This is a genomic window from Dolichospermum sp. FACHB-1250 (genome assembly GCF_014696335.1).
GTDB lineage: Bacteria > Cyanobacteriota > Cyanobacteriia > Cyanobacteriales > Nostocaceae > Dolichospermum > Dolichospermum planctonicum.
The window spans coordinates 1-13703 of sequence record NZ_JACJPZ010000009.1 but is presented as its reverse complement, the minus strand read 5'-3'; the positions used below and the strand labels follow the sequence as shown (position 1 = coordinate 13703).

The window sequence follows — 13703 nt, the reverse complement described above, 5'->3', positions numbered from 1 at the left end:
TAATTACATTGTTAATTCCCACCAAGTTTTTTGACCAACCATACCATCTGCTGATAAAGTTCGACGATTTTGAAAGGCTTTAACAGCGGCTTCGGTGATTGGTCCAAAAACGCCATCAACAGGTATTCCATAACCATTAGAAACTAAAAGTTTTTGTAAAACTCTCACAGATATACCTGAGTTACCAAAACTAATCACGGGCATAGGATTATTCTGGGTTGTGGGATATCGTGTTGGTAATTTAATATCTGTTGTTGCTATAATGTCTATGTCACCAGCATCAGCCAAAAGAAGTTGTGCTTCAAAAGAATTGACAGACATTTGTTTTTGTGTAATTTGCTCAAAGATTTTGTTCCGTCGAAAAGAGATGGCTAAGGGATGAGTTGGGGAAGGTTCACTTATTTGTATAAATTCTGGTGGTATAATTTGAGTCGGGGAAATTAACTGGGTTGATTGACTATTTGTTAATGGCACACCATTTTCTAAGTGAAACAGGGTTTGGTTGAATGGAAAATGGGGAATATTTAGTTCTCTTGGATTAAATACACCCATCATCAGCAGTCCGATTTCAGTCATTGTATTTTATAGATATACTTACTCGCCAGGGAAAAGGGAAAAACAAAATATAATTACTGTATAAAACTACTAATATAAAACTACTAATATTTATACGTAATTTAAAGTTAAAGAAAATTACTACTATGAAATAGTCAAAAATAATGTTGTGTATGGAGTTTTTCTAGCCATTGAGGAGAATTGATGTATCACAAGCATGAAGATTTAAATTACAAGTAAATATCCTCAAGAAGTTGATATCAAAAGGACGATCTGATTTGAGACTATAAGAAGACTATAAGAATTATTAATTTTAGTCATCTATCTTAAGGGAGTTCAAATTATTAAAAAAATATTTATGGCAGATTGCAATGTGTTTGAGTATAAAAAAATTCCCAATCTATTTAGATTAGATTGGGAATCTCAGATTGTCAAGATTTGACTAGGGTAATAGTTTAACCAATACTATTGGCAACTGGATGAAAGTAAAAGGCAAAACCTAATACAGTATAAGCTGCTAGAAGTAAAGTCCCTTCTAACCAATTAGATTTACCATCAGAACTAATACTATTAGCAATTAAAACTGAGACAGCAACGGCTACTAATTCAAATGGGTTAAAATCTAAATCCATGGGTTGACCAATTATCCAACCAGCAATGACTAAAACTGGGGCCACAAATAGGGCAATTTGCATACTTGAACCCACAGCGACAGACATAGAAAGATCCATTTTATTTTTCATGGCTACGGTGACAGCGGTAGCGTGTTCAGCAGCGTTACCGATAATGGGGACTAAAATCACCCCAGTAAATAGTGCGCTTAAACCTAGTTTAGATGTAGCAACTTCTAGGGAACTCACTAATAATTCTGACTCAAAGGCAACTAACAAGGTACAGGCTAAAAGTACACCAGTCCACAACCAAATATTTGGTTTTTCATGGGCAACCTCTTCTTCTCCTTCTATTCCTTCTACGTCCACTACACCAACTTCATACAAATACGCATGAGTTTTCATAGAAAATAGTAGTGTTAAGCCGTAAACTAGAATTAAGACTATAGCCACCGCTAGAGAGAGATTCTGTACCGTTTTTTCGCTAATACCTGCCGAGGTATAGTTCATTGCAGTTGGTAGTAAAATGGCAATTACCGCCAAGTTCATGGAGGAAGCATTTACCCGCGCTACAACTGACTCAAATGTTTGTTCTTTGTAACGAATACCGCCTAATAACATGGATAAACCCATGACGAGGAGTAAATTACCGATAATTGATCCAGTAATACTGGCCTTGACAACATCAATTAGTCCTGCATTCAGGGCAACTAAGGCAATAATTAATTCTGTAGCATTACCAAAAGTCGCGTTTAAAAATCCGCCCAGAATTGGACCGACTACCACAGCTATTTCTTCGGTCGCTGTACCCATCCAAGCGGCTAGTGGTAGTATAGCTAATGCAGCAGTGATGAAGATTATTAAGTCTCCCCATTCTAAAAAGTGGGCTGCTAGAGATACGGGTATAAACAGCAGCAGTACGGTGAAAATAATGTTCTTGATTGACATTTTTACCTTAATTTCAGGGTATCTGTGCCAGATCCCCTGAAATATCATCTACATTTGCACACCTATCATATCTGCCAGAACTGGTAATTGGTAATTGGTAATTGGTAATTGGTAATTGGTAATTGGTAATTGGTAATTGGTAATGGGTAATGGGTAATGGGTAATTGGCTTCATCTATAGTTGTATTCTTGTTTAGAAAAGATTGTGATAAGATTTAGTTTTGTTTCTTATGTTTTATTTATAACTGATTTTGTGAGACAACAATTGTAGAAAGGTAGACATAGCAAGAATCTTCTTCAAAATTGCACATTTATTTGGGTAACAATATATGACTTCAGCAGCGGAAATACCAAGTAGTTCTGTCTCGATCTTACCATTAGATAAACGGGCTAAATACAGTCCTGAACATGATCCCCTGAAAATTGCTCAAGGTGTTTATGTTACGGTTCATGGTCATTTTTATCAACCCCCTAGAGAAAATCCTTATCTGGATGCGATTGAACGTCAACCCAGCGCCACGCCTTTTCATGACTGGAATGAGCGCATTCATTGGGAATGCTATCGTCCTAATGCCTTTGCAAGGGTATTAAATGACCGTGGAGAAGTTGTGGGGATTGTGAATAATTATGAGTACATGAGCTTTAATATTGGTCCAACGCTGATGTCTTGGTTAGAACGCTATGATGTGGAGGTTTATCAGCGGATTTTGGAGGCTGATGCTAAAAGTTGCCAACGGTTAAATGGTCATGGCAATGCGATCGCTCAAGTATATAATCATATTATCCTACCCTTAGCCAACGAAAGAGATAAATACACACAAATTCGCTGGGGTAAAGAAGATTTCCGTTCGCGCTTTGGCCGTGATCCCGAAGGGATGTGGTTAGCAGAAACAGCCGTAGATTATGCCACCCTACAGGCATTGGTAGCGGAAAAGATTAAATTTATCATTTTAGCACCTTCTCAAGCCCAACGTTGTCGTCCTTTCCCGACAGAGGATGATCCCCATAGTCAATGGCATGAGGTAGGGGGTAATCAGATTGATCCCACTCGTCCCTATCGTTGTTATTTGGATAGTCGGGAAACTGGAAAAAAATCACAGGCCTATATTGATATCTTTTTCTATGATGGTCCGATTTCCCGGGATATGGGTTTTAGTGATGTTGTCTATAATTCCCATCATTTTGCTGGCCGGGTGGGGGCGGCTATTCGTGGGGATCATCGTCGGTCCCAGTTAATTTCTGTAGCCACGGACGGGGAAACTTTTGGACACCACAAAAAAGGCACGGAGAAGACTCTGGCCTATGCCTTTATTGGTGAGTTTCCTGATCATGGTTGGACTGTCACCAACTACGCCCATTATTTGAGTTTAAATCCTCCTAGTTGGGAAGTGCAATTAAAGCCCGTCACAGCCTGGAGTTGCGCTCATGGTGTGGATAGATGGCAAGATGATTGTGGTTGTGGTGGGGAAGGGGGTGTGTGGCATCAAAAATGGCGGCGGCCACTACGAAATGCGTTAAATTGGTTACGGGATCAGTTAACTGATGTTTATGAAAAACATGGTGGTATGTTATTCCGTAATCCTTGGCAAGCAAGGGACGAATATATTCACGTCATGTCTGATCGTTCTCATACTAATGTTAGCCATTTTTTATCTCGTCATCAAACTCATAAACTAGACGCTGGTGAACAGGTAGAGGCTTTACGCTTGTTAGAAATGCAGCGTCATTCTTTACTAATGTTCACTAGTTGCGGCTGGTTTTTTGAAGAAATTTCCCGCCCAGAGGGAACACAGATTTTGCGTTATGCCGCCCGTGCTTTAGAATTAGCAGGAGATGTATCAGGTGTACAATTGGAAAAGGGTTTTCTCAAACGCCTGATGTTAGCTCCTAGTAATGTGGAAGAGTTTAAACATGGAGCAGATATATATCATAAATTGGTATTAACTGCTCAAATTGGATTTAAACAAGTCGCCGCCCATTATGCTATTACTTCCTTATTTAATCATCGCAAAAATACTGTTTCTGGACAGGACACAGATAAACAATCCCATGGTAATTATCAGCGAGTCTATTGCTATACTGCCCATGAGTTAGATTACTATAAGCAGCGTATTGGTCCGTTAACTATGGTAGTAGGACATTTGCAGCTAGTGTCAGATATTACTTGGGAAAGTGAAAATTTAATATTTGCTGTACTGCATTTGGGGGGTTGGGATTTTCACTGCTGCATTCAACAGTTTACTGGCAGACGTAACTATGGTGAAATTAAAGAAAAGCTGTTTACAGCCTTACAGCAAGCTAGTGTAGCTCATGTTATTTTGGTAATGACTCAAGTATTTGGGGGTGAAGCTTTTAGTTTACAGACTCTATTTGCTGAAGAACGTCATCGGATTATGCGGTTGTTAAGTCAGGAAACATTGGCGCGGTTAGACCAATTATATACTCAAGCTTATCGTGATAATTACGGTGTTATCATGGCTTTTCATCGAGATGGATTAGAAGTACCACGGGAATTACAAGTAGCAGCGGAAATTGCTTTAGGACATCGTTGTTTGATAACATTGCGATCGCTACAGCAAGCGCAGCTATCGCTACAGCAAGCGCAGCTATCGCTAGAACAAGATATTAATGAAGCACAATTAAACTGGAATCTCATGGTAGAATTGGAGGCGATTTCTCATGAAGCTGAACATCTTCGTTGTCAATTAAATATTCCCGAAGGCAATCAAATCCTAGAACAATTAATAGTTAAGTTATTGTGGCAATTATTGTATGATGCCAATAGCAATTTGGATACAGATATCCAACGGTTAGAACGGTTGATTGATATTGGTTATAAGCTGCATATTGGCATTAATTTAAACCATTCCCAAGAACTATATTGGAGTTGTTTACACAGTCAAATATTGCCACGAATTGCCAATATTAACAGTGAAGCAGAAACCATACAATGTCGTCAATTGCTCAAATTAGGACAAAAACTAGCGGTTGATGTTAGTCCATTTTTGGATAAATTATAGCAGTTCCCATGCTCCTAAGGTACAAAGTTTTTTAGTTTTAGGGAACAGGGAACAGGGAACAGGGAAGAGGGAACAGGGAACAGGGAACAGGGAACAGGGAACAGGGGACTCTTAACTGGGAACAGGCAACAGGGAACAGGTTACAGGTTACAGGGAACGATGAACCCTTCTAGAAATTTTGTAAGTTTTAGGGTGCTTTACTACTGCATAAATCTTGCAAATAAACAGATTGTTGATATCTGACGCTCCCTACCAGTGTGCTTTCTGTTGCCTCTTGCTTTTTGCTTTGCTATAATTCTGCGATTTATGATGTTAATTAAAAACCGTTATCGTTTGCTCAAACAGATTGCTAAGGGGGAATTTTATCAAACATTTCTTGCAGTAGATGAAAATCAATTTCCTCCCCTTGCTTGTATTGTTCAAAAATTGTCATCTCCAGGGCAAACAATTGAAGATTTTGAATATCAAGTACAGCAATTAACAGAATTAGGTAAACATCCTCAAATTCCCAAATTAATCACCCATTTTACAGAAGACAAATATGATTATTTAATTCAGGAATTTATCGAAGGTGATAATTTAGCTACTGTGTTAGAAAAGCAAGGTATTTTTCATGAAAATCAGATTTGGCAAGTTTTAAAAAGTTTATTACCCGTTCTCAGTTTTATTCATAATCATCAAATTATTCACCGCAATATTAACCCAGACAATATTATTTGCCCGACTGTTAACCAAAATCAAAATTTATTAGAAAATCTATTTTTAACGGATTTTACAGTCGTTAAATTCGTCAATAGAAATCAATCAAAAGATGATATAGTTGGGAGTCCAGAATATATTTCTCCAGAACAAATACAAGGTAAAGCCGTTTTCGCAAGTGACTTATATAGTTTAGGTGTAACTTGTATTTATTTACTAACTCACATACCACCATTTGAATTATTTAATATAACTCATCATAGCTGGATATGGCGGGATTATTTAACTAATCAAATTAGTGAACATTTAGCGCAAACCCTGGATAAACTGGTAAAACACAATTTACAAGAACGCTGGAAATCGGCAAATGAACTTATTTACAATTTGGGAATTAAAGCTAATTATTTACGTTTATCATCTCATATTTCCCAGGATGATTGGCAACTTTATCATACAATCACAAATCAAATTCATAGTCCTATTAATACCATAGCATTAAACCCTGATAGTCAAATTTTAGCAAGTGGTGAGGATGATAAAAGTATTAAATTATGGGATTTAAAAACTCAACAATTAATAGCTAACTCCAAAGGACATACCCAAGCCATAACAACAGTTAAATTTAATCCCAATGGGACAATTTTAGCCACTGCTAGTGATGATAAAACTATCAAATTATGGGACATAAAAACATTAACAACAATTCAGACCTTAAGTGGACATTCCCACGCTGTCAAGTCTCTAGCATTTCATCCCCATGGGCTTTTAGCCAGTGGAAGTTGGGATAAAACCATTAAAATATGGGATATAAATACAGGTTTAGAACTTCACACTTTAACTGGACATAAATTACAAGTAAATGCTGTTGCTTTTAGTCCTCAAAGGGAACTTTTAGCTAGTGCTAGTCATGACAAAACAGTTCGTATTTGGCAACTACAAAACGGAAAATATAACTTATTAACAACTCTTTTAGGTCATACTTGGGCAGTTTTGACAGTTGCATTTAGTCCCACCAATCAGAATTTATTGGCAACTGGTAGCGGTGATAATACAATTAAATTATGGGATGTTAACACTGGTGAAGTAATTAACACACTTTCCGGTCATTCCTGGTCAGTAGTAGCTGTAGCCTTTAGTACAGATGGGGAAAAGCTAATTAGTGGCAGTTGGGATAAAACAGTGAAAATTTGGCAAATCAGCACAAAATCAGAAATTACCAGCCTTGTAGGTCATACAGACTCAGTATCTAGCCTTGCTATTAGCGATGATACAGAATTAATTGTCAGTGGTAGTAAAGACAATACAATCAAATTATGGCGTAGATGATAATTGACAATAATTAATTATCGTCAATTATCAATTATCAGTTGAAAATAATCAGGCGCTACCAGTGAAGGCAACTTCTGGAAATTTTAATTGCGCTTCTGCCATTGGGCGTTTTCTGCCTTCTTCTTGCCAGTAGTTAATTACTTCTGTGGCTTTATTGAGCAACTCCACGCGGTCAACATCTGTAATCCAATGTTTGGATTCTAACTCTTTTTTTAGTTCTTCCCAGGCATCATTTCTGGGCCAGAAAAAGTATTTGGTTAGGGGACTAGAACCTTTACCAACCACTTGGTCAACTGCAAGGGCGACGTTTTCGTCTAACCAGAGAATTTTTAAAATGAACTTGGTCAATTACACCTCCGGGGAATATCCGGGTTTTTTGCTTGGGTTTGCGACCCCTTATTCTAACTCAATCTTTGACTAATTGACCAATAAATATTGGTAAAATCTGATTTTTTTAGTTATTTTCTTGTTTTCCCTCCATAACAGATGTTTCTGACCTCTACTATAAATGTATGTATAGTTGCGTGCTAAAAACTATTTTAATTATTGTATTTGTACTTTATTAGATTTAATTTATAATTAATTTGCTTAACTGAGTTTTTTAAAGCTTATCATTCAAATTCCCCATTCTCTTCAAAAAATTAGGTTTGCTGATACTATTTATCACTCAGTTTTTGTCAGTGAAGTAATTAATTATTTCTTGGTAGTGAAAATGGTAGTAAACATCATCAACATTCCCCCTACTAAAATCATGATTGCTAATCCCCCGGTGACTAAATCTAAAGTATTGTTATCTATGGTCATATTATTCATACTCCTCTAAATTGTATATTATAAATATATAATACACAAATAATAATACACAGCTACAAATTAATAATGCAGATGTTAATCAAAAAGCGGCCAGTTTTTTACAAAAATGTCCTGGTCTGCGGTTGGGAAAAGATAAGTTATGATTTATTAGCATAAGTGACTCATCTTGCACACAAAGAAAATCCATCTGCGTGGGTTTTAAGACACTGTGAACACACAATAAAGTATATTTTCCAGGAATACTACTATGTATCAAACAGATCCACCTCCTTCACCCCAAGAAGTGTTACCCACGATGTATGATCTCAAAAGTGAAGATCCAGAGGAGAAAGGTTTGCCTGATCAATTTCATTTATTACAGTTGGCGTTAAAAATTGTCGTTATGACAAGGGAACAGGGAACAGGGAACAGGGAACAGGGAACAGGGAACAGGGAACAGGGAACAGGGAAGAGGCTTCGCCGTGAGCGTCAGCCGAACGGTTTTCGGCAACTTTACTTTTCGTTACTTATGTCGGTTTTTTTCCGTTCACCTACTTAATATTATAATTATATAATAATTTATCTGATAGCGTAGCATGACACAAGCCCAGGGTGTCCGGTTACTGAGCGACTTGTATTGAGCTAGTCGAAGTATAGGATTTAGGGATTTACAGGATGTTTTATGAGATAATAGAAATTAACCAACTTTAATAAATATCAAAGTGTGAAAAAATGAACTTACAAAAATTACAACCTAGAGCAGCATTAAATAAAGCATTTCTGAAAATTAACCCCTTTAGAAATGATGTTGAAAATTTTAAAAATCATCTGCAAAATCTACTTAACAAAATCAATGAATCGGAATCTGAGGAATTTCATAAAAATCTCATTGTGGATTTTTTCAAGAATACTTTTTATAGTGCAAATCATTTTATTAATACTAAGGGACGCAATGATCTAGTTATTTATAATGGTAAAGATGCTAAAACTAGTGTAGGGGTGATTTTAGAATTTAAAAAGCCAAATAATAAAAGTGAAATGTTGAAAGTTGATCATCTCAATACTAAAGCATTTCAGGAATTAGTTTTATATTTCTTGCGAGAACGTTTAACAGGGAAAAATTTAGAAATTAAATATTTAATCGCTACTAATATTTACGAATGGTTTATTTTCGATGCTCAGACCTTTGAAAACTTATTTATTGGTAATAAATCCCTGGTTAAACAATTTACTGATTTTGAAGCAGGGAGATTAACCAGCAAAAAAACTGAATTTTTCTATAAAGAAATTGCTCAACCTGCGATTACTGAAATTACCGATAAAATTACCTTTACCCATTTTGATATTCGAGAATATCAGGAATATTTAAACCCTGGTAAACATCCAGATGAACATAAGTTAATTTCCCTATTTAAACTATTTTCTCCAGAACATTTATTAAAATTACCTTTTACCAATGATAGTAATACTCTTGATAAAGGTTTTTACAGTGAATTATTACATATTATCGGTTTGGTAGAAACTAAAGAAGGTGGTAAAAAACTGATTCAACGCAAAAAACAACATGATAGAAATATTGGTTCTTTGATAGAAAATGCTATTTCCCAAATTGATAGTTTAGATAAAATTTCTCGTTTAGAAAAACCCGAACTATTTGGAGAAACATATCAACAACAACTTTTTAATCTAGGTTTAGAATTAGCAATTACTTGGATGAATAGAATCCTGTTTTTAAAATTATTAGAAGCTCAATTAATTAGATATCATAAAAATGACCTGTCTTGGGGATTCTTGAATTTACAAAAAGTTGCAAATTATGATGATCTCAATAGTCTATTTTTTAGTGTTTTAGCGCGTAAACCACAGGAAAGAAGTCAGAATTTACAACAAAAATTACAAGAAAGATTTGCTCATGTTCCTTATTTGAATAGTTCTTTGTTTGAACCGACAGACATTGAACAAGAAACTATTTGTATTAGCAATTTGAGAAATGAAAAATTGCCCATTTTCCCTGGTACGATCTTAAAAGACAATAATGGTAAAAAACTGACCGGAGAAATTAATACCTTAGAATATCTGTTTGCTTTTCTCAATGCTTACAATTTTAGTAGTGACATTGGGGAAGAAATTCAGGAAGAAAATAAAAGGTTAATTAATGCTTCTGTATTGGGTTTAATTTTTGAGAAAATTAATGGTTATAAAGATGGTTCTTTCTTTACTCCCGGTTTTATTACTATGTATATGTGTCGGGAAACCATTAGAAGAGCGGTTATCCAAAAGTTTAATGATGTTAAGGGTTGGAATTGTGAAACTATTGATGATTTATATGATCAAATCGAGGATAAAAAAGCAGCTAATGATATTATTAACAATTTGAAAATATGTGATCCTGCTGTGGGTTCAGGACATTTTTTAGTCTCTGCTTTAAATGAAATTATTGCGATTAAAAGTGAGTTAAAAATTTTACTGGATAGACAAGGTAAGAGATTAAAGGAATATAGTTTTGAGGTTGCTAATGATGAGTTAATTGTCACTGATGAAGATGGTTTATTATTTGAGTATAACCCGAAAAATCAGGAAAGTCAACGAGTACAAGAAACTCTATTTCATGAGAAACAAACGATTATTGAAAATTGTTTATTTGGTGTGGATATTAACCCCAACTCTGTAAAAATCTGTCGGTTGCGTTTATGGATTGAACTTTTGAAAAATGCTTATTATAAGACCTCTCCCCTAACCCCTCTCTTAGGAGGAGAGGGGAATATGAGAGAATTGGAGACTTTACCGAATATTGATATTAATATCAAATGTGGTAATTCTTTAATTAGTCGGTTTTCCTTAGATGGTAATTTGCAAGTTGCTTTAAGTAAGCAGAAATACACTATAGAAGATTATAAAAATGCTGTCAAAACTTACCGCAATGCTGAAAATAAGCAGCAGAAGCGGAAAATGGAGAGATTAATTCAGGAAATTAAGGGTAATTTTAAGACTAGTTTAGGACTAAGTGATCCTAATAAAACTAAGTTAAGAAAGTTAGAGGGTGAGGTTGAGAATTTGGAGGATCAAATTTTTCTGATTCCAGAAACTAAAGCTGAGAAAACTAAGCGGGAGAAAAAAATTGCTAAGTTAAATAATGAGATTGATAAGTTACGGGTTGAGATTGAGGATATAGAAAATGGTAAAATCTATGAAAATGCTTTGGAATGGCGTTTTGAGTTTCCTGAAGTATTAAATGATGACGGTATTTTTCTTGGTTTTGATGTGGTTATTGGTAATCCTCCTTATGGTGCAACTCTTTCTGATGTAGATAAAGAATTTATGAAGGCTGAATATTCAGATTACCACACCAGATGGACTGATACCTTTAATTATTTTATAGGTAAGAATTTACTAATTGCAAAAGATAAGTCATATAATTGTTTAATTATACCAAATAATTTTTTATTCCAGAATGAGTATGAAAAATCTCGAAGAAAATTATTAGAAATATCATCAATTGATTTAACAATAAATTTAGGTGATAATGTTTTTGATGATGCAGAAGTGCCTACTGCTATTTTGTTGTTTAAAAAAGAAGTCAATGCTAATTATTTTGTTGAATATGCAGATTTAAGGTCATTGGATAAATCACACTTTTTGTTTCATACAACTAAATTTTCTAAATATTCAAAGATGGATATATTAAATACACCATCTTCAGTATTTGGAGTTAGTAAACTACTAGCATTTATTAATGCTAGAAATTCGATTAATATAAAATTAATTAATGATATTTCTCTTGAAGTTGCAAATGGTATTCAACCTACAGGAGATAAGATTTTTAGGATTCATTCTTCTGAAGCAAATGAACTTAAACTAGAAGAATCTATATTAAAAAATGTATTAGTAGGAGGAGATTTTAATAAATATATAGTTTATAGAAGTGAATTTAAGGTCATATATACTACAAAATCAATTAATATTAATGACTATCCTAATATTTTATTGTATTTAGAAAAATATAGAGAGAAACTAGAAACTAAACGTGAAACAAAGAAAGGGATTTTGCCTTGGTGGTGTCTTCATTGGCCACGATACAAGGAATTATTTGAAGAAGATAAGATTATAATTAGACAAACCGCAGATCGCATAATTGCTACTATTGATAATGATTCATACTATGCTATGAATAATGTAATTATTTTAAAAATACAGAAAGAATTTCAAATAGATTTCGATTACAAATATATTCTTGCTATTCTCAATTCAAAGTTGATTAATTATATCTATAAGCAGTTAACTCAAGAAGAGAGTAGAACTTTTGCTGAAGTTAAACCAATCAATATTAGAAAGTTGCCCATTATAGTTACTGATTTACATCAAAGACATATATTAATGAACATCGTTACTAAAATTCTCAACGCTAAAAAATCAGATCCCAATGCAGATACAACCGCATTAGAAACAGAAATTGATCAAATGGTTTATCAACTATATAATTTAACAGCAGAGGAAATTGAAATTATCGAAAGTTCTCAATAATATCGCTTTATCCATATCCCCAACTTCTGATATTAATTAGTTTTCGTAGCTTGGGTTAAGCGACAGCGCAACCCAACAAATGCAGGACTTACGCAAAATACCTCGAAAGTAGGGGTAATTCATGAATTACCCCTAGGAAAGAATCAGGTTTTTGATTACTTCGTGCGTGAGTCCTAAAATGTTTAAAAATCTTGGTTTTCCTAACGTCAACCCACCCAATATCTGATTCAGACAATTATAATTTATTGACAGAATAAAAAATAAATTCGGGATATTATCCTTCTCAAAACTATTTGTATTAGTTTGCATCCTGTAAATCCTTAAATCCTGGATATCCTGATTCTGACAATAATCTTGCTAAAATTGCAGATACTGATTTAATAACTTGGTTAAATCAACAAGATCATCCATAATAGTTTTCCTAGGTTGGGTTAAGCAACAGCGCAACCCAACAAACGCTTAAAAATCTTGGTTTTCCTAACGTCAACCCACCCAATATCTGATTCAGACAATTATAATTTATTGACAGAATAAAAAAGAAATTCGGGATATTATCCTTCTCAAAACTATTTGTATTAGTTTACATCCTGTAAATCCTTAAATCCTGGATATCCTGATTCTGACAATAATCTTGCTAAAATTGCAGATACTGATTTAATAACTTGGTTAAATCAACAAGATCATCCATAATAGTTTTCCTAGGTTGGGTTAAGCAACAGCGCAACCCAACAAACGCTTAAAAATCTTGGTTTTCCTAACGTCAACCCACCCAATATCTCATTCAGACAATTATAATTTATTGACAGAATAAAAAAGAAATTCGGGATATTATCCTTCTCAAAACTATTTGTATTAGTTTACATCCTGTAAATCCTTAAATCCTGGATATCCTGATTCTGACAATAATCTTGCTAAAATTGCAGATACTGATTTAATAACTTGGTTAAATCAACAAGATCATCCATAATAGTTTTCCTAGGTTGGGTTAAGCAACAGCGCAACCCAACAAACGCTTGAAAATCTTGGTTTTCCTAACGTCAACCCACCCAATATCTCATTCAGACAATTATAATTTATTGACAGAATAAAAAAGAAATTCGGGATATTATCCTTCTCAAAACTATTTGTATTAGTTTACATCCTGTAAATCCTTAAATCCTGGATATCCTGATTCTGACAATAATCTTGCTAAAATTGCAGATACTGATTTAATAACTTGGTTAAATCAA

The 13703-nt window shown here is 34.5% G+C and carries 8 protein-coding genes; 4 read left to right on the top strand and 4 right to left on the bottom strand.

Features of this window, described 5'->3' with window-relative positions:
* Nucleotides 1-3: 3 nt before the first annotated feature.
* The 3 genes from H6F39_RS04765 to H6F39_RS20945 all read right to left on the bottom strand — a co-directional run bounded on the left by H6F39_RS04765 (nt 4) and on the right by H6F39_RS20945 (nt 2288).
* Complete coding sequence (locus H6F39_RS04765; protein ID WP_228036594.1) at nt 4-576, bottom strand: peptidoglycan-binding protein; 573 nt, start codon at nt 574-576, stop codon at nt 4-6.
* A 434-nt stretch (nt 577-1010) separates the two neighbouring features.
* The gene (cax, locus tag H6F39_RS04760) at nt 1011-2114 is read right to left on the bottom strand and encodes a calcium/proton exchanger (protein ID WP_190372491.1); all 1104 of its coding nucleotides are present in this window, start codon (nt 2112-2114) and stop codon (nt 1011-1013) included.
* A gap of 48 nt (nt 2115-2162) precedes the next feature.
* Nucleotides 2163-2288, bottom strand: coding sequence for a hypothetical protein (locus H6F39_RS20945; protein ID WP_255501521.1), 126 nt, complete (start codon nt 2286-2288; stop codon nt 2163-2165).
* A gap of 154 nt (nt 2289-2442) precedes the next feature.
* On the opposite strand from H6F39_RS20945, the gene H6F39_RS04755 reads away from it, so the two are divergent.
* Together H6F39_RS04755 and H6F39_RS04750 are read left to right on the top strand one after the other, a co-directional pair.
* On the top strand, nt 2443-5133 hold the full coding sequence (locus tag H6F39_RS04755; RefSeq protein WP_190396316.1) for a DUF3536 domain-containing protein: 2691 nt from the start codon (nt 2443-2445) through the stop codon (nt 5131-5133).
* Between the two features lie 306 nt (nt 5134-5439).
* A complete protein-coding gene (locus tag H6F39_RS04750; RefSeq protein ID WP_370539364.1) occupies nt 5440-7158 on the top strand; it encodes a protein kinase in 1719 nt (572 codons plus the stop codon).
* Nucleotides 7159-7209: 51 nt separating this feature from the next.
* Here H6F39_RS04750 and H6F39_RS04745 read toward each other — a convergent pair whose 3' ends face one another.
* Nucleotides 7210-7509 (bottom strand): 30S ribosomal protein PSRP-3, encoded by a 300-nt coding sequence (locus tag H6F39_RS04745; protein WP_015079494.1) that lies wholly within the window; start codon nt 7507-7509, stop codon nt 7210-7212.
* Between the two features lie 712 nt (nt 7510-8221).
* Between H6F39_RS04745 and H6F39_RS04740 the strand changes: the two genes are divergently transcribed.
* The gene (locus H6F39_RS04740) at nt 8222-8512 is read left to right on the top strand and encodes a hypothetical protein (protein WP_190396334.1); all 291 of its coding nucleotides are present in this window, start codon (nt 8222-8224) and stop codon (nt 8510-8512) included.
* A gap of 173 nt (nt 8513-8685) precedes the next feature.
* The gene (locus H6F39_RS04735) at nt 8686-12474 is read left to right on the top strand and encodes a TaqI-like C-terminal specificity domain-containing protein (protein WP_190396315.1); all 3789 of its coding nucleotides are present in this window, start codon (nt 8686-8688) and stop codon (nt 12472-12474) included.
* The last annotated feature ends 1229 nt before the right edge of the window (nt 12475-13703 follow it).

Excerpts from the sequence above, each read along its gene's own strand:
- H6F39_RS04750 (WP_370539364.1), top strand. The coding sequence starts at position 5,440 with ATGATGTTAATTAAAAACCGTTATCGTTTGCTCAAACAGATTGCTAAG.
- H6F39_RS04765 (WP_228036594.1), bottom strand. The coding sequence starts at position 576 with ATGACTGAAATCGGACTGCTGATGATGGGTGTATTTAATCCAAGAGAA.
- H6F39_RS04740 (WP_190396334.1), top strand. The coding sequence starts at position 8,222 with ATGTATCAAACAGATCCACCTCCTTCACCCCAAGAAGTGTTACCCACG.
- H6F39_RS04735 (WP_190396315.1), top strand. The coding sequence starts at position 8,686 with ATGAACTTACAAAAATTACAACCTAGAGCAGCATTAAATAAAGCATTT.
- cax (WP_190372491.1), bottom strand. The coding sequence starts at position 2,114 with ATGTCAATCAAGAACATTATTTTCACCGTACTGCTGCTGTTTATACCC.
- H6F39_RS04755 (WP_190396316.1), top strand. The coding sequence starts at position 2,443 with ATGACTTCAGCAGCGGAAATACCAAGTAGTTCTGTCTCGATCTTACCA.
- H6F39_RS20945 (WP_255501521.1), bottom strand. The coding sequence starts at position 2,288 with ATGAAGCCAATTACCCATTACCCATTACCCATTACCAATTACCAATTA.